The sequence below is a fragment of the Streptacidiphilus monticola genome, from assembly GCF_042658505.1.
GTDB lineage: Bacteria > Actinomycetota > Actinomycetes > Streptomycetales > Streptomycetaceae > Streptacidiphilus > Streptacidiphilus monticola.
Map to the genome: position 1 here is coordinate 1 of NZ_JBHSQJ010000043.1, position 14,624 is coordinate 14,624.

General features: G+C 74.7%; 14 protein-coding genes. 8 read left to right on the forward strand and 6 right to left on the reverse strand.

Annotated elements, in window-relative coordinates; all coding sequences use genetic code 11:
• Window positions 1-180: 180 nt before the first annotated feature.
• From ACFP3V_RS11270 to ACFP3V_RS11285, 4 genes are all read left to right on the forward strand, one after another.
• Window positions 181-552, forward strand: coding sequence for a YciI family protein (locus ACFP3V_RS11270; protein WP_380582586.1), 372 nt, complete (start codon window positions 181-183; stop codon window positions 550-552).
• Window positions 549-1,814: an RNA polymerase sigma factor gene (locus tag ACFP3V_RS11275; protein WP_380582588.1), complete on the forward strand. Its 1,266-nt coding sequence runs from the start codon at window positions 549-551 to the stop codon at window positions 1,812-1,814. Before ACFP3V_RS11270 ends, ACFP3V_RS11275 begins: the two co-directional genes overlap by 4 nt.
• A 116-nt stretch (window positions 1,815-1,930) precedes the next feature.
• Window positions 1,931-2,449 carry a hypothetical protein gene (locus ACFP3V_RS11280; RefSeq protein ID WP_380582590.1) on the forward strand — a complete coding sequence of 173 codons (519 nt, stop codon included), beginning with the start codon at window positions 1,931-1,933 and terminating at the stop codon, window positions 2,447-2,449.
• Window positions 2,450-2,629: 180 nt separating this feature from the next.
• The gene (locus ACFP3V_RS11285; RefSeq protein ID WP_380582592.1) at window positions 2,630-2,824 is read left to right on the forward strand and encodes a hypothetical protein; all 195 of its coding nucleotides are present in this window, start codon (window positions 2,630-2,632) and stop codon (window positions 2,822-2,824) included.
• A 75-nt stretch (window positions 2,825-2,899) separates the two neighbouring features.
• Here the strand turns inward: ACFP3V_RS11285 and ACFP3V_RS11290 are convergent, their stop codons facing one another.
• The 3 genes from ACFP3V_RS11290 to ACFP3V_RS11300 form a co-directional block, all read right to left on the reverse strand.
• Complete coding sequence (locus ACFP3V_RS11290) at window positions 2,900-3,640, reverse strand: GAF and ANTAR domain-containing protein (protein ID WP_380582594.1); 741 nt, start codon at window positions 3,638-3,640, stop codon at window positions 2,900-2,902.
• Window positions 3,641-3,704: 64 nt separating this feature from the next.
• Window positions 3,705-4,433, reverse strand: a complete 729-nt coding sequence (locus ACFP3V_RS11295; RefSeq protein ID WP_380582596.1) for a GAF and ANTAR domain-containing protein — start codon at window positions 4,431-4,433, stop codon at window positions 3,705-3,707.
• A 357-nt stretch (window positions 4,434-4,790) separates the two neighbouring features.
• Window positions 4,791-5,915, reverse strand: coding sequence for an STAS domain-containing protein (locus ACFP3V_RS11300; protein ID WP_380582598.1), 1,125 nt, complete (start codon window positions 5,913-5,915; stop codon window positions 4,791-4,793).
• A gap of 168 nt (window positions 5,916-6,083) precedes the next feature.
• On the opposite strand from ACFP3V_RS11300, the gene ACFP3V_RS11305 reads away from it, so the two are divergent.
• The 3 genes from ACFP3V_RS11305 to acs all read left to right on the forward strand — a co-directional run bounded on the left by ACFP3V_RS11305 (window position 6,084) and on the right by acs (window position 10,912).
• Window positions 6,084-8,099 carry a SpoIIE family protein phosphatase gene (locus ACFP3V_RS11305; protein ID WP_380582600.1) on the forward strand — a complete coding sequence of 672 codons (2,016 nt, stop codon included), beginning with the start codon at window positions 6,084-6,086 and terminating at the stop codon, window positions 8,097-8,099.
• A gap of 187 nt (window positions 8,100-8,286) precedes the next feature.
• Complete coding sequence (locus ACFP3V_RS11310; RefSeq protein WP_380582602.1) at window positions 8,287-8,898, forward strand: acetate uptake transporter; 612 nt, start codon at window positions 8,287-8,289, stop codon at window positions 8,896-8,898.
• A 19-nt stretch (window positions 8,899-8,917) separates the two neighbouring features.
• Window positions 8,918-10,912, forward strand: coding sequence for an acetate--CoA ligase (gene acs / locus ACFP3V_RS11315; protein WP_380582604.1), 1,995 nt, complete (start codon window positions 8,918-8,920; stop codon window positions 10,910-10,912).
• 19 nt (window positions 10,913-10,931) lie between these two features.
• On the opposite strand, the gene ACFP3V_RS11320 is transcribed toward acs, so the two are convergent.
• Complete coding sequence (locus ACFP3V_RS11320; protein ID WP_380582606.1) at window positions 10,932-12,284, reverse strand: D-arabinono-1,4-lactone oxidase; 1,353 nt, start codon at window positions 12,282-12,284, stop codon at window positions 10,932-10,934.
• 203 nt (window positions 12,285-12,487) lie between these two features.
• On the opposite strand from ACFP3V_RS11320, the gene ACFP3V_RS11325 reads away from it, so the two are divergent.
• Window positions 12,488-13,090 (forward strand): TetR/AcrR family transcriptional regulator, encoded by a 603-nt coding sequence (locus tag ACFP3V_RS11325; protein WP_380582608.1) that lies wholly within the window; start codon window positions 12,488-12,490, stop codon window positions 13,088-13,090.
• A gap of 13 nt (window positions 13,091-13,103) precedes the next feature.
• Here ACFP3V_RS11325 and ACFP3V_RS11330 read toward each other — a convergent pair whose 3' ends face one another.
• Both ACFP3V_RS11330 and ACFP3V_RS11335 read right to left on the reverse strand, forming a co-directional pair.
• Window positions 13,104-13,739 (reverse strand): class F sortase, encoded by a 636-nt coding sequence (locus tag ACFP3V_RS11330; RefSeq protein ID WP_380582610.1) that lies wholly within the window; start codon window positions 13,737-13,739, stop codon window positions 13,104-13,106.
• A complete protein-coding gene (locus tag ACFP3V_RS11335) occupies window positions 13,736-14,353 on the reverse strand; it encodes a hypothetical protein (RefSeq protein ID WP_380582612.1) in 618 nt (205 codons plus the stop codon). The genes ACFP3V_RS11330 and ACFP3V_RS11335 overlap by 4 nt, the downstream gene beginning before the upstream one ends.
• Window positions 14,354-14,624: the final 271 nt, after the last annotated feature.

The window sequence follows — 14,624 nt, forward strand, 5'->3', positions numbered from 1 at the left end:
CGCGCGCGGGGCGGCCCGTCGGGCGGCCCCGGCGGCCGCCACGCCGCGGGCTCGCGTCAGGCCGCCCGCGCCGCGCTCTTGCGCTGACGCTGCCTCACCGCTCCCCGCCCGGCAGGATTTCTTCCCGAGGGCTGTCGAAAGGGTCGTCCGCCGTTCGTCATAGTGGTGCACGCATCCCCGATGCTCGAGGAGCACACCGTGAAGTACCTGCTGCTGATTAATACCGCGGCCCCCGACTCCACCGAGGAGCGGCCGGCGGAGGGGCCGACGGTGGAGGAGTTCCTGGCGTACGAGAAGGCACTGTCCGACGCCGGGGTCAAGCTCGACGGCAACGCCCTGGACCTCGGCAACGCCACCACCGTGCGCGTGCGGGTCGACGGCGAGCGCGTGGTGACCGACGGTCCCTTCGCGGAGACGCGGGAGATCGTCGGCGGGTACTACCTGATCGACGTGGCCGACCTCGACGCCGCGCTCGACTGGGCGGCCCGCTGCCCCGGCGCGAAGTACGGCACCGTCGAGGTCCGGACGGTGTGGGAGCCGGTCGGGCCGTGACAGAAGGGCGAGGAGGGCGGGCGGCGGCCCGGTCCGTCGAGGCGGTGTTCCGCGAGGACCGGAGCCGGCTGCGCGCCCTGCTCGCCGCCCGGTTCGGCGATCTCGACCTCGCCGAGGAGACCGCCTCCGACGCGATCGAGGCCGCCCTCGCCCGCTGGCCCGTCGACGGCGTGCCCGACAAGCCGCTGGCCTGGCTCCTGACGACGGCCCGGCGCAAGGCGATCGACCGGATCCGGCGCGATCGCGCCTACGCCGAGCGGCTCGCGATGCTGCAGGTGGAGGCCGACCGAGCCGACCCGCCGACCGACGCCGAGCCGGGCTTCGACGACATCCCGGACGAGCGGCTGCAGTTGTTCTTCACCTGCTGCCACCCCGCCCTGTCGCTCGAGGCGCAGACCGCGCTGACCCTGCGCTTCCTCGCGGGACTGACCACGCCCGAGGTCGCCCGCGCCTTCCTGGTGCCCACCGCGACCATGGGGCAGCGCATCGTCCGTGCCAAGCGCAAGATCCGCACCGCCCGGATCCCCTTCCGGGTGCCGGGGCCGGAGGAGTTGCCGACGCGGTTGCCGGGCGTGCTGCGCGTCGTCTACCTCGTCTTCACCGAGGGCTACGCCGCCAGCTCAGGGGCCGATCTGCTCCGGCCCGACCTCGCCGAGGAGGCGATCCGGCTCGCCCGGATCCTGCACCGCCTGCTCCCCCGCGAGCGGGAGGTGACGGGACTGCTGGCCCTGCTGCTGCTCACCGACGCCCGCCGCGCGGCCCGGGTGGACGCGGACGGGAACCAGGTGCTGCTGGAGGACCAGGACCGCAGCCTCTGGGACACCGAACTCATCGCCGAAGGACAGCAGTTGGTGGTCCCGGCGCTGAGCGGCCCGGCCGTCGGTCCCTACGCCGTCCAGGCGGCCGTCGCGGCGCTGCACGACGAGGCCCCCGACGTCGCGTCCACCGACTGGCCGCAGATCGTCGCCCTCTACGACGTGCTGCTGCGTATCGACCCCTCCCCGCTCGTGGCCCTGAACCGGGCTGTGGCGGTGGCCATGCGGGACGGTCCCGAGGCGGGCCTGGCACTGCTGGACCGGCTGACGGACGCTCAGGAACTGCGGGGCTACCACCTGCTGCCCGCCGCCCGGGGCGATCTGCTGCGCCGCCTGGGCCGCCGCAGCGAGGCCGCGGCGGCGTACCGGGCGGCGCTCGACCTCGTGGGCAACGACTCCGAACGGGCCGCCCTCGTCCGCCGCCTGGCCGAGCTGACGGACCGCTGACCCGCCGGTTCGGCTGAGCGCCCGGTTCCCTCGCCCCGCCGGTTCCACCCGGCTCCACCCGGCGTTCCACCCGCGGGTTGAGGCGCCGAGCCGGGCCGCGGGACGACGCTGGGGCCATGACGTTCACGGACTGGCTTCTCGACATCGCCCTCATCTCGCTCGTCCTGCTGCAACTGCGGGACCGGGTGCTGAGCCTGCACACCCTGCTGCTCCCCGCGGCGCTGGTCACCTGGGCCGGGTTCCGCTACCTCGGCGCGGTCCCGACCGCCGGGAACGACCTGGAGTTCGTCGGGCTCGCCGTCGCGGCCGGGCTGGCGCTGGGCACCGGAGCCGGAGTGCTCACCCGGGTGCGGCGCCGCCACGAGGACGGCCGCGTCGTCGTGCGCGCCACGTACACCGCGGCGGCGCTGTGGGTGCTGGGCATGGCCGCGCGGCTCGCCTTCCAGCTCTACGTCACCCACGGCGGTGCGCCGGCGGTCGGCCGCTTCTCCGTCGAGCACCACCTGGACCGGGCGTCCTGGACCACCGCGATCCTGCTGATGGCGTTCGCCGAGGTCTTCTCCCGCACGGGAGTCCTGTGGTGGCGCTCCCTCGCCGTGCGGCGCGTCCCGCAGGGCCGGATCGCCGCCGCCTGAGCGGACCGCCCCCATGCTCGGGACGCGTCCGCGGAAGGCGAGGGGAGAACGCGGTGGCGGAGCAGCGGGCAGGCGCGGACGGAAGCGACGTCGAGGCTCAACCCCCGTGGTGGGGCTGGGTGTTCGCGGTCACGGCGCCGTTCGCCCTCCTCGCGCTGGTGCCCCCCCTGGTTCGGCGCGGTGTCGCCGCTGGACTCCACCGCGACCGTGTCCTACGGCGCGTGGACCCTCGGGGCCTGCTCGCCGGGCTCACCGGGCCGCGCACGGCGCTCGCCCTCGCCGGGGGTGCTGCTGCTGGCGACGCCGCTGCTGCTGCCTCGGCGCGACGCCGCGCCCGCGGAGGTTCCGCAGGAGCCGGTCGCGAGCCTGCGCTGACGTCGCGTCAGGCCCGGGTCGGGCCGGCCCGGACCCCTTCGGGCCGTCCGTCGGAGCCGCGCGGCCCAGGCCGCTTCAGCGCTCCGGGTCTCCTGCGGTGTGGGCCAGCACGGCGCTGCCGGTGAGGCGGCCCTCGGACAGGTCCCGGGCCACGGCCGTGGGACGGCGGTCGGCCCTGCGGGCGAAGTCCAGCAGGCGCTGGTAGGCCTCGTCCATCGACAGGTCGCCGGTCTCGGCCAGGATGCCCTTGGCCCGCTCGATCACCGACCGGTCCTCCAGAGCGCGGGTCACGTACCCGGCCGCGGTCTCGGACCGCCCCGGCTGCTGCTGCAGGATGCCGAGCATGCTGAGGTCGGCGAACGCCTGAGCGGTCGCCAGCTCGCCCGGGGCCAGCTGCCCGGGCTCGTGCATGAACAGGTTGAGCGCCCCGCGCGGGCTGGCGTGCAGGCGCAGCGGCAGTGCGTGCACGGAGCCGAAGCCGGCCTCCCGGGCGGCCGGCGCGATCTGCGGCCAGCGGCCGTCCGCCGTCGCGAGGTCGGGCCAGGACACGGGCCGCCCCTCGCGCACGCAGTCCACGCAGGGCCCCTCGGCGAGCTCGACCTGACGCCGCTCCAGGCGGCGGACGGCCTCGTCGGTGTAGGCGACGTCCCGCAGCACCCCGCTCCGGTCGACGACCACGATGCCGATGCCGTCGGCACCGCAGACCTGGGCGCAGCCGCGCGCGACCTGGTCGAGGAACTCGGCCAGGTCGAAGTCGCCCACCAGTGACGCCGTCAGGCTCGCGAACACGTCACCGGGGATCGTCTGGCGACTCACCGCCACCTCCCTGTCTGCCTCCACGCTACGCCCCGAACGGGGCCTCGCTGCCGCGTCATCCCTGTCATCTTTCCGTCCGGTCCCGGTCCTCCGGCGCGAACCGGAACCGCCGGTCGATCAGGTCCCTGGCCACCTCGCCGAGCGGCCGTCCGTCGGCGAAGGCGCGGGCGCGCAGCCGGGCCAGGGCGGTCTGCGCGTCCACGTCCAACTGGGCCATCGCCATGCCGACGGCCTGGTCGATCTCGACGCCGTCGAGGTCGGGGCTGTCCAGCCAGCCGGGTTCGGCGGACTCGTCCGAGCCGATGGACTTGAGCAGGGCCGCACCGGCGATCTCGACGCCGATCCGGGCCGCGGACAGCGTCTCCTCGTCCAGCAGGCCCGGCGTGTCCTGGTAGAGGCCGAGCACGCCGAAGCGCACCTCGGACACGCTCATCGGGAAGGCGAACGCGGCCCGCACCGGCAGCCCCTGGGCGGCCAGTCCGGCCGCGAACAGAGGCCAGCGCCGGGCGTCGGCGCCGGACAGGTCGCCGGCCAGCACGGGCCTGCCGGTGAGGAACGCGTCCAGGCCCGGGCCCTCGCCGAGGGAGAACTGGAGCTGCTCCGCGCCGGCCGCGTCAGAGGTCTGCGCGTGCAGCAGGCGACGGTGGTCCAGGTCGCTCATCACGGAGATGGCCGCGCTGCGGACGCCCAGGGCGGCCGTGAAGGCCTCGCACAGCCGGTGGGGCAGACGGTCGTCAGCCGTCTCCGCCACGGCCTCCGCCATGATCTGGACCACCCGGGCTAGTGCCTGCATGCCCTCGCCTTGTCCCGGACCTCTCCTCGCCGCCTGGTTCCCTACCTCCGTACTGGGCGTCGGGCGGTTTCCGCCTGTCCGTCGACTACCCGCCAGCGAGGCCTGCACGCATGTTAGTGCCGCGTCAGGGAACCTTCGCCCCGCCGCGCCGCCATGCACGGCCTCCACCGGCCTCCGGCAGCAGGAGCCACCGTCCTGCGTGGGCGAAGCGTCCACGTGGACCCAGGACGAGAACGCTCCGCCGCCTTGGAGCCGGCCGCGCCCGGCGACGCGGCGCAGGGGGCGAAGGTCCCCTGACGCGGCACCGGGGCCGCCGACGTCCGGTTCGGCGCGGGCCCGCCGTGGCGGCGGCCCGCGTCAGCGGCGGGCGGTCGCGCCCAGCACGTCCAGCTGGCCCAGGGCGGCAGGCAGCAGGCAGTTGCGGTACCAGCTGAACCAGGCGGCCGCCACGGCGGTGAGGGAGTCCACGACCGCGAGTTGACGGTCCGTCGGCGCCGCTGCCGACTGGCTGCTGTGGGTGGAGACCAGGCCCTGGCAGTGACCGTCCGCCGAGACCACCGGCGTGCTCTGCAGGCTGCCGCCGGGGCCGTCCACCGAGTCCCCGCCGCCCACGGCCACGGGGGCGAAGACGGCCTGGACGGCGTCGTCGAAGCCGCGGTGGACCACCAGGTCCAGGCGCCCGTGCCGGAACAGCTGGACGCTGCCGCGGTCGGCGCCGGTGACGCCGAGGGCCGCGTCCAGCAGCGCCAGCGCCACCTCCTCCGCCGAGCAGGTGTCGGGCGCCGCGACGGGGAGCAGGTCCAGCGGCGGCGCGGGCGGCGGCGGCCGGGCCGGCGGCCACGGCGGCGGCGCTCCCGGCACGGCCGCGGCGGACGGACCGCTGTGGACCGAGACCCGGACGGAGGCCCGGACGGCCGCCGCCAGCGCCGCCGGAGCGAGCCGGTACCGTTCGGCGACCTGCCGGATGAGCCGTTCGGCGGCGGCGAGGTCCGCCAACTCGTAGCGCTCCTGCAGCAGTCCCGAGGCCTGGGCCAGGGCCTCCTGCTCCTGCAGCCGCCGACGCAGCCGCTCGGCCTGTTCGCGCATGCCCGGCTCGGCGCCCGAGACCACGATCCCGCCCCCCGGCGCCTCGGCAGCGCCGAGGACGGCGATCGCGGCCGCCAGACTGGGCGCCGTCACGGGCGCCGGGCGCGCGCCCGCGGCGGCGAGCGCCTTGGCCACCGAGGACGAGGCCGCAGCGCACACGAACAGGCGCCCGGCGGCGCGGTACCGCTCCGAGGCCTGGAGCAGCACGCGGACCCCGGGCGCGGCGAGCAGCCGCACCCCGGACAGGTCGACGATCAGCGCAGGGGTCGCGTGGGGCGACAACTCCTCCAGTACCGAGGCGAGTTGGCCAGCCGTCTGCTGGTCGATGACGCCCCGGGCGCTGAGGACCGCCGGCCCCTCGCCGGGGGCCTGCAGGGTCACTTCCAGCTCGTGCATCCGGGTGCCGCCTCCCGCCGGTCGGTGCGGCGTCGGTTACTTCCGGTATACCCCCGGCGTCCCGACATACCAACGATCGGAGCGGACGGTTCCGGTCCGGATGGATGGGGCGTACGGTCGCAGGAAGGGGGAAGCGGTCAGGTGAGAGCCTCCACCCCTGGGGAAGCCGTGTCGGACAACACGTCCGGAGAGCCCCGGCCCGGCCTGGCCGGTGACGCACAGGTCGTCCGGGCGCTCTTCGAGGACCTGCCGGAGCTGCTGGTCGGCGTCGAGGGCGACGACCGGCTGATCGTCGCTGCGAACTCCGCCTGGCGGCGGGCCGCGCGTCGGCACCGGGTGCTCGGACTCCCCCTCGGCGACGCCTTCCCCGGCCTGGAGCACCCGCGGCTGCGCGAGGTGTACGCGGCCGTCGGCCGCACCGGGACCCCGCAGACCGTCACCGACTGCCCGCTGCGGCTGGACGCCGGCACCGGCACCGACGACCTCTACGTCGACCTGCTGGTCTCCCCCCGCCGGGCCGCCGACGGCCGGGTCACCGGACTGACCCTGCGCGGCGTGGACGTGACCGAGCGGGCCCACCGCCGCCACCGGCTGCGCGGCGCCGAGGCGCCGCACCCCGCAGGCCCGGCCGAGCCGGACGGAGACGCCCGCGCCCTGCTGCGCAGCGTCCAGGGCACGCTGCTGCCGGACCACCTGCCGTGCCTGCCGGACGTGCGGCTGGGCGCGCGCTACCTGCTGGCCGCCCAGCAGGAGGCCGCCGGCGGCGACTGGTTCGACGCCGTACCGCTGCCGGGCGGTCAACTCGCCCTGGTGGTGGGCGACGTGGTCGGCCACGGCGCGGCGGCGGGCGCGGTCATGGGCCAGGTGCGCGCCGTGCTGCGGCGGAACCTGCTCGACGGCCGGTCCGCACTCGACTGCCTCGACACGGCCGACCGGCTCGCCCGCGACGTGCCGGGCGCGGCGGCGACGACCGTCGCGGTCGCGGTGCTGAACCGGACCACCGGCCGGCTGCAGTGCACCAGTGCCGGGCACCCGGCGCCGCTGGTCGTCGGCCCGGACGGGAGCTGCCGCTACCTGCCGCAGCACGGCAGCAGCCCGCTGGGCACCACGGGTGACTTCGAGGTGGGCGAACACCGGCTGGAAGAGGACGAGTTGCTCCTCCTCTACACCGACGGGGCACTGGAGCGACCGGGGGTCGGCCCGGCACGCGCCGTCGTGGACCTCGCCGAGGCGGCCCGTGCGGCGGTGCTGGAGGAGAGCAGCGACCCGGGCGGCCGCCCCGACCGGGTCTGCCACCGCATCCTGCACCGGCTGACCGAGGCCACCGGCTACCGCGACGACATCACCCTGCTGGCCGCCGAGCGGCGCGCCCCGCCGCTCCCACTCCAGGTCCGACTGCCGGTCGCCCCGGGCACTTTGGCCGCGGCCCGCACCGAACTGGCCATGTGGCTCTTCGACTTCGACGCCGACACCGCCGACGAGGCCGATCTGCACCACGCTGTCTGCGAGTTGGTCACCAACGCGATGGAGCACGGCTACCGCGACGGCCCTGTCGGCACCGTCCGCATCGACGCCGTGCTGACCGGCGACGGCCGGGTGGTGGTGACCGTCGCGGACAGCGGCCGGTGGCGTCCGCCCAGCGCGGACCCGGCCATGCGCGGGTTCGGCCTCGCCATCGCCCGGGCCATGACGGACAGCCTGCGCATCCGCCACGACGCCCTGGGCACCGAGGTCACCGTCAGCCGCCGGCTGCGGCTGCCGACGGTCGTCGTCCTGGACGCCCCCGAGCCCGCCGAGGCGGCCGATGCCGCACGCCTCCCGGTGGACCAGGCGAGCGAGGCCCATGCGGAGGCCGACGGCGACGGCGCCCGGGTCCGGCTCACCGGCCGCCTCGACGCCGCCACCGCGCTGTCCTGCGAGCACCAGCTGCGGGTCGCCCTCGGCGCCGGCACCGTCCCGGCCGTGATCGACCTGTCCGCGGTCACCCTGCTGGCCAGCGCCGGGGTGCAGACGCTGCACCGGATCGCCGCCGACGCCAGGGCCCACAGCACCGACCTGCGGCTGTTCGCCCCCGCCCGGAGCACCGCGCACCACGTGCTCACCCTGGTCCGGCTGCCCCACGAGACCAGCGACCCCGCCCGCGACGAGCCGGACGACCCGCGTGCGAGCGCGGACGGCGGCTGACGGGGGGTCACAGTTCGGCCGCACCCACTGTTGCGCGGTGCCTCGGACACGTAACGTCGTGAACGTACAAAGTCTGAACACGGGCAGGGCCGATCCGCTGCCCGCGGGCTCCCCCGTGGACACCGCCCTCGGACGCTGTACCGGTTCGACTGGCTCCTGCTGACCCACGGTCGAAGGGATTCCGGTCATGAGCGACCCGACTCGCGGCGCCCAACCCGCGCCGACTCCTGTGGTCTTCGCCGATCCGGCCCCGCTGGGGCTGTCCGGCTTCGCGCTCACCACGCTGCTGCTGTCCATCATCAACACCGGCCTCCTGAAGGAGACCGGGGCCATCTTCACCGTCCTGGGACTCGCGGCGTTCTACGGCGGCCTGGCCCAGTTCGTGGCCGGGCTCTTCGAGTTCCGCCGGGGGAACACCTTCGGCGCGACGGCGTTCGGGTCCTTCGGCGCCTTCTGGCTCGCCTACTGGTGGATCGTGCCGCACCTCTCCGCGGCGGGCGACGTGCACAACGCGGTCGGCCTGTTCCTGCTCGGCTGGGGCATCTTCACCGCCTTCATGACGATCGCGGCGCTGCGCACCTCGGGTGCCGTGCTGGCGGTCTTCGTGCTGCTGACGGTGACCTTCGTGCTGCTGGCCATCGGCGAGTTCCAGAACGGCCACCCGAGCCCGGACACCCTCACCAAGATCGGCGGCTGGTTCGGCATCGCCACCGGCCTGGTGGCCTGGTACGCCGCCGCGGCGACGGTCGTCAACGAGACCCACAAGCGCCCGCTGCTGCCCACCTGGCCGCTGCGCTGAACCTGCGGGAGGCGAGCGGATGAACACCGAGAGCCCACGGGACCCCAGGCCCGAGACGCTGGCCAACCTGCTGCACGAGCAGCGCCGCTTCGCCCCGCCGCCCGGCTTCGCCGAGCGGGCCAACGTGACCGCGGCGGCCTACGACCAGGCCGCCGCGGACCGCGAGGCCTTCTGGGCCGAGCAGGCCGGACGGCTCGACTGGGCCCGCCGCTGGGACCGGGTGCTCGACTGGAGCGGCGCCCCCTTCGCCCGCTGGTTCGAGGGCGGCCGGCTCAACGTCGCCTACAACTGCGTGGACCGCCACGTCGAGCAGGGCCGCGGCGACCGCGTCGCGGTCCACTTCGAGGGCGAGCCGGGCGACACCCGCACCCTCACCTACGCCCAGCTCAAGGAGGAGGTCTGCCGGGCCGCCAACGCGCTGACCGAGCTCGGCGTCCGCGCCGGGGACCGGGTCGCGATCTACCTGCCGATGATCCCCGAGGCGGTCGTGGCGATGCTGGCCTGCGCCCGCATCGGCGCGCCGCACTCGGTGGTCTTCGCCGCCTTCTCCCCCTCCGCGCTGCGCTCGCGCATCGACGACGCCGAGGCGAAGGTGCTGATCACCGCGGACGGCTACCACCGCCGCGGCGCGCCGGTGGACCTCAAGCCGAACGCGGACGCGGGCGTCGAGGGCGCGGAGTCGATCCGCACCGTCGTGGTCGTCCGGCGCACCGGCAGGCCCGTGCCCTGGAACGATGAACGGGACGTCTGGTGGCACGAGTTGACGGGACGTCAGCCGACGGAGCACACGCCTGAGGCGTTCGACGCCGAGCACCCGCTGTTCATCCTGTACACCTCGGGCACCACGGGCAGGCCCAAGGGCATCCTGCACACCACCGGCGGCTACCTGACCCAGGTCGCCTACACCCACCACGCCGTCTTCGACCTCAAGCCGGAGAGCGACGTCTACTGGTGCACGGCGGACGTGGGCTGGGTGACCGGCCACTCCTACATCGTCTACGGGCCGCTGGCCAACGGGGCGACCGAGGTCCTCTACGAGGGGACGCCGGACACCCCGCACCGGGGCCGGTTCTGGGAGATCGTGGAGAAGTACCGCGTCACCATCCTGTACACCGCGCCGACCGCGATCCGGATGTTCATGAAGTGGGGCGAGGAGATCCCCGCGCAGTTCGACCTCTCCTCGCTGCGGCTGATCGGCAGCGTCGGCGAGCCGATTAACCCGGAGGCCTGGATCTGGTACCGGCAGACCATCGGCGGCGGCAACTGCCCGGTGGTGGACACCTGGTGGCAGACCGAGACCGGCGCGATCATGATCTCGCCGCTGCCGGGCGTCAGCTCGACCAAGCCGGGCTCGGCCATGCGTCCGCTGCCCGGCATCTCGGCCGAGGTGGTGGACGACGCGGGCACGCCGGTGCCGAACGGCAGCGGCGGCCTGCTGGTCCTGGACCAGCCCTGGCCCTCGATGCTGCGCGGCATCTGGGGCGACCCGGACCGGTACCGGGACACCTACTGGGCCCGGTTCGCGGACCAGGGCTACTACTTCGCGGGCGACGGCGCGAAGAAGGACGAGGACGGCGACCTGTGGCTGCTGGGCCGGGTGGACGACATCATGCTCGTCTCCGGGCACAACATCTCCACCACGGAGGTCGAGTCCGCGCTGGTGTCCCACCCGGCGGTGGCCGAGGCGGCGGTGATCGGTGCGCAGGACCCGACCACGGGCCAGCGCATCGTCGCCTTCGTGATCCTGCGCGCCGACCGGGAGGGCGGCGCCGAGCTGGTCACCGAGCTGCAGGGCCACGTGGCCCGGGAGATCGGCCCGATCGCCCGCCCGAAGCAGATCTACCTGGTGCCGGAGCTGCCCAAGACCCGCTCCGGGAAGATCATGCGCCGGCTGCTGCAGGACGCCGCCGAGTCCCGCGCCCTCGGCGACACCACCACCCTCACCGACGCCACCGTCATGGAACGGATCACCGGCTCGCTGCCGGGCGCCGAGAAGGGGGACGCCGAGGAGTGACCCCCGACCGCCGCCCCGGTCACGCGCGCAGGGCCGCCTGCCCGTCCACCGGGGCGGCGGCGGGCGCCGGGCCGAGGACGCGGTCGAGGTAGGCGTTGGCGAAGACGCCGGTCGGGTCGACCGCGTCGCGCACCGCCGTGAAGTCGTCGAAGTGCTGGTAGCGGGGGCGCAGTTGGTCCGCCGTCAGGTCGTGCATCTTGCCCCAGTGCGGGCGGCCGCCGAAGTCGCCCAGGATGCGCTGGCAGGCGTCGAAGTACCGCCGGTAAGGCATGCGGTGGTACTGGTGGAAGGCGATGTAGCAGTTCTCCCTGCCGTACGCGGTGGACAGCCAGATGTCGTCGGCGGCGACGAAGCGGACCTCCAGAGGGAAGGAGACGCGCTCGTCGTCGCGGTCGATCCAGCGCCGGATCTCGCGCAGCGCCTCCGTCGCGTGCTCCCGCGGGATCGCGAACTCCCCTTCCAGGAACCGGACATCGCGCGGCGAGGCGAAGACCTGGTAGGACAGGTCGGTCCACTCGCGCGCCGACATGGCCTTGGCGGCGAAGCGCGCGATCGGCCGGACGGCGGCCGGGAAGCGGGTGCCGATCCGGCACAGCGCCTCGAAACCGGGACCGTTCAGCGCCTCGTCGAGCCTGCGGGCCAGCGGGGGGATCGGCCGCAGCGGCGTGTCGCCGGGGAGCCGGGTGAACCGGCGGGTCAGCGCGGTCTCGCTGTGCGGGAACCAGAAGAACTCGAAGTGGTCGTGGGCGTCGGCCAGTTGGTGCACCTGGTCGAGCACCTCGGCCACCGGCATGGCGCTGTCCCGGGCGTGCAGGGCGAACAGCGGCACGCACTGCAGGGTGACCTCGGTGACGACGCCGAGCGCGCCGAGGCCGACCCGGGCGGCGGCGAACAGCTCCGGCCGCTCGGTGGCCGAGCAGCGGACCACCGAGCCGTCCGCCAGCACGAGTTGGAGGGCCCGCACCTGGGTGGCGATGCCGCCGAAGCGGACGCTGGAGCCGTGGGTCCCGGTGGCGATGGCCCCGGAGATGGTCTGCCGGTCGATGTCGCCGAGGATCTCCATGGCCAGACCGTGCTCCGCCAGCAGCGGGTTGAGCTTCCACAGCGGCATGCCCGCGCCGACCGTGACCAGCCCGCTCGCGGCGTCCACCGCGACCAGGCCGTCCATCCGGTCCATCCGCAGCTGCACGCCGGGGGCGACGGCCGCGGGGCTGAACGAGTGGCCCGCGCCGACCGCCTTGACCCGGTGCCCGTCGCGGACCGCTGCGACGACGGCCGCGGCCGCCTCCTCGGCGTCGCCCGGGACGACGACGCGGACCGGCCGCGCCTGCTCGTTGCCCGCCCAGTTGCGCCACGCGCCCGTGCCCGTCATGTCCGGCGTCCTCTCGGCTCGGTATTGCACGGAAGACTGGACTTGGTCGGCTGTCCAAGTCAAGGGTCCTGAACGACTGACTTGGACAACCGACCAAGTGAGGCCGGACCCGCGCGGCTGGGGTAACGTGCCGGGCGTTCCATGCCGGGCGTTCCATTCCACCGGCAGCAGCCGACCGCCGACCAGCACCCCGGGAGCGCAGCATGAGCCGCCGTTCAGCCGACGAGCGCCGCGAGGAGCTGATCGAGGCGGCGATCCGGGTCATGATCCGCGACGGCGTCGCCAAGGCCACCACCCGGGCTGTCGTCGCGGAGGCGGGGCTGCCGCTCGGGGCGTTCCACTACTGCTTCCGCTCCAAGGAGGAGCTGCTGCAGAGCGTCATCGAGCGGATCATGGTGCGGGCCCTGGCCCCGGCGGTCGCGGCCGGGGTCCCCGGCCGCCCGGTGGACGAGGTGGTGCACACGACCCTGCACGCCTACTGGGACCGCATCCGGCGCAGCCCGGACGAGCACATGCTCACCTACGAGCTCACCCAGTTCGCCCTGCGCCGACCGGAGTTGGCGGAGCTGGCCCGGCGCCAGTACCAGCACTACCTGGACGTCACCCGGTCCTCGCTGGAGGCGATCGCGGACCTGGCGGGGATCGAGTGGGCGCTGCCCCTGCCCGTCCTCGCCCGCTACGGCCTCGGCGTCCTCGACGGCCTCACCCTCACCTGGCTCATCGACCGCGACGACGCCCCGGCCCTCGACGCCCTCGACGCCTACGCGGCCCACCTCGTCTCCCTCGCCCGCACGCCCGGGACCTGACGACGCTTCGGATTCACCGCGCCAGGTGCGCGAAGACCACGGTGTTCGCGGAGTAGCCGTCGCGGCGGTCCCAGCGGCCGCCGCAGGTGATCAGGCGCAGCTGGGCCGTCCCGCGACGGCCGGCGTAGACCAGGCGGTCGGGGAACCGGTCCTTCGGGTACAGCCGGACCGCGTCCACCCGGAAGGTCGCGGTCGCGCCGTTCCGCAGCCGCACGCGAACGGGATCCCCCGGCCGGAGCCTGCCGAGCAGGAAGAAGACGGCTGCCCCGTGGTCGTCGTCCACATGGCCGACGATGACGGCGGTTCCGGCGCTCCCCGGCGTGGCGCCCCCGGCATACCACCCGGCCACCTTGGGACGGTTCAACGGCGGTGGCTCGACGTGCCGTTGGGCGTCGAGGCCGACGGGCACCAGGGGCGCGTTCAGCCGCAGTGTCGGCACCGTCAGCCGCACCGGCACGCTGCGGGCCAGCGGCGTCCGCGCGTCCGCGGACACGCCGAGGTCGGCGGCCGGGTCGCCCGCCGCGACCGGGGGTGCGGCCGGGCCCCGGGCGGTCGCGCCGTCCTCCAGCAGCCAGGCCCCGGCCACGACGCCGGCGGCCGCCAACACGGCGGCCGCACGGCGACGCAGTCGCGGCGGGACGGTGCTCACCGGGCCGGACGACGCCGGACCAGGCGGACGCCCGCTGCCGCACCGGCCGTCAGCAGCAGACCGCCTGCCCAGAGCTCGGCCGTGTCACCAGCCGCGGAGGAGCCGCCGGCGCCCGCCTCCACCGGCCCCGACGGTGTCCCGCCGCCACCGTTCCCGCCGCCGTTGCCTCCGCCGCCCCCGTTGCCGCCACCGCCGCCCCCTCCGGACGGGCAGGCCACCTTGAAGACCTTGTGCTTGGCCGCGCCGTGCTCGCCGACGAAGGTCCAGGTGAGCTTGTACTGCCCGTTGGGGAGGTGCAGGGTGCCGGTGTGGCCCGCGCCGTTGGTCAGCGTCAGCGTGCCGGACAGCACGGGGGTCTTGCCGGGGTGCGGCTGCTTGAAGATCCGCCAGCTGACCTGCTGGATGGTGTCGAAGTGGAACGCGTCCAGGTAGAAGGCGCAGACCTTCGGGTTGTCGCGTTCGTCGGTGACCGCCGTGGTGGTGCGGTGCACCTTCACGTCCCCGTTGTCGCCCGGGGCGGGCTTCGCCAGGGCCAGGGCCGGGACCCCCACCACCAGGGCTGCGCTCATCACCCCCGCCGCGGTCAGGGGCAGGACTTGACGCAATGCGGGCATGGAACCTCCACACGGAACTGGCGGCTCCGCTGGCACGAGGAGCCGATGGGCCAGATCCGCCATCTGTTCCACGCCGAGGCCCGTTCCCTCCGCCTGATCTGACAAGTCGTCAGATCGGACTAACGCCCGGCGTTCAGGACTCTGCGCAGCAGGTTCAGGAGCCTCCCGCCGCCGGGACGGCGCGGCAGCGCCCGCCGGGCCCGCAGGTGGGCCTCGAACGCCACGGCGTCCGCGTGGCCGCCGCTCCCGGCCGCCCTGGGGCGGCCGGCGG

Coding starts and splice junctions, on each gene's coding strand:
- ACFP3V_RS11320 (WP_380582606.1), bottom strand. CDS start 12,284: ATGACGGGCACGGGCGCGTGGCGCAACTGGGCGGGCAACGAGCAGGCG.
- acs (WP_380582604.1), top strand. CDS start 8,918: ATGAACACCGAGAGCCCACGGGACCCCAGGCCCGAGACGCTGGCCAAC.
- ACFP3V_RS11335 (WP_380582612.1), bottom strand. CDS start 14,353: ATGCCCGCATTGCGTCAAGTCCTGCCCCTGACCGCGGCGGGGGTGATG.
- ACFP3V_RS11325 (WP_380582608.1), top strand. CDS start 12,488: ATGAGCCGCCGTTCAGCCGACGAGCGCCGCGAGGAGCTGATCGAGGCG.
- ACFP3V_RS11280 (WP_380582590.1), top strand. CDS start 1,931: ATGACGTTCACGGACTGGCTTCTCGACATCGCCCTCATCTCGCTCGTC.
- ACFP3V_RS11295 (WP_380582596.1), bottom strand. CDS start 4,433: ATGCAGGCACTAGCCCGGGTGGTCCAGATCATGGCGGAGGCCGTGGCG.
- ACFP3V_RS11300 (WP_380582598.1), bottom strand. CDS start 5,915: ATGCACGAGCTGGAAGTGACCCTGCAGGCCCCCGGCGAGGGGCCGGCG.
- ACFP3V_RS11270 (WP_380582586.1), top strand. CDS start 181: ATGCTCGAGGAGCACACCGTGAAGTACCTGCTGCTGATTAATACCGCG.
- ACFP3V_RS11310 (WP_380582602.1), top strand. CDS start 8,287: ATGAGCGACCCGACTCGCGGCGCCCAACCCGCGCCGACTCCTGTGGTC.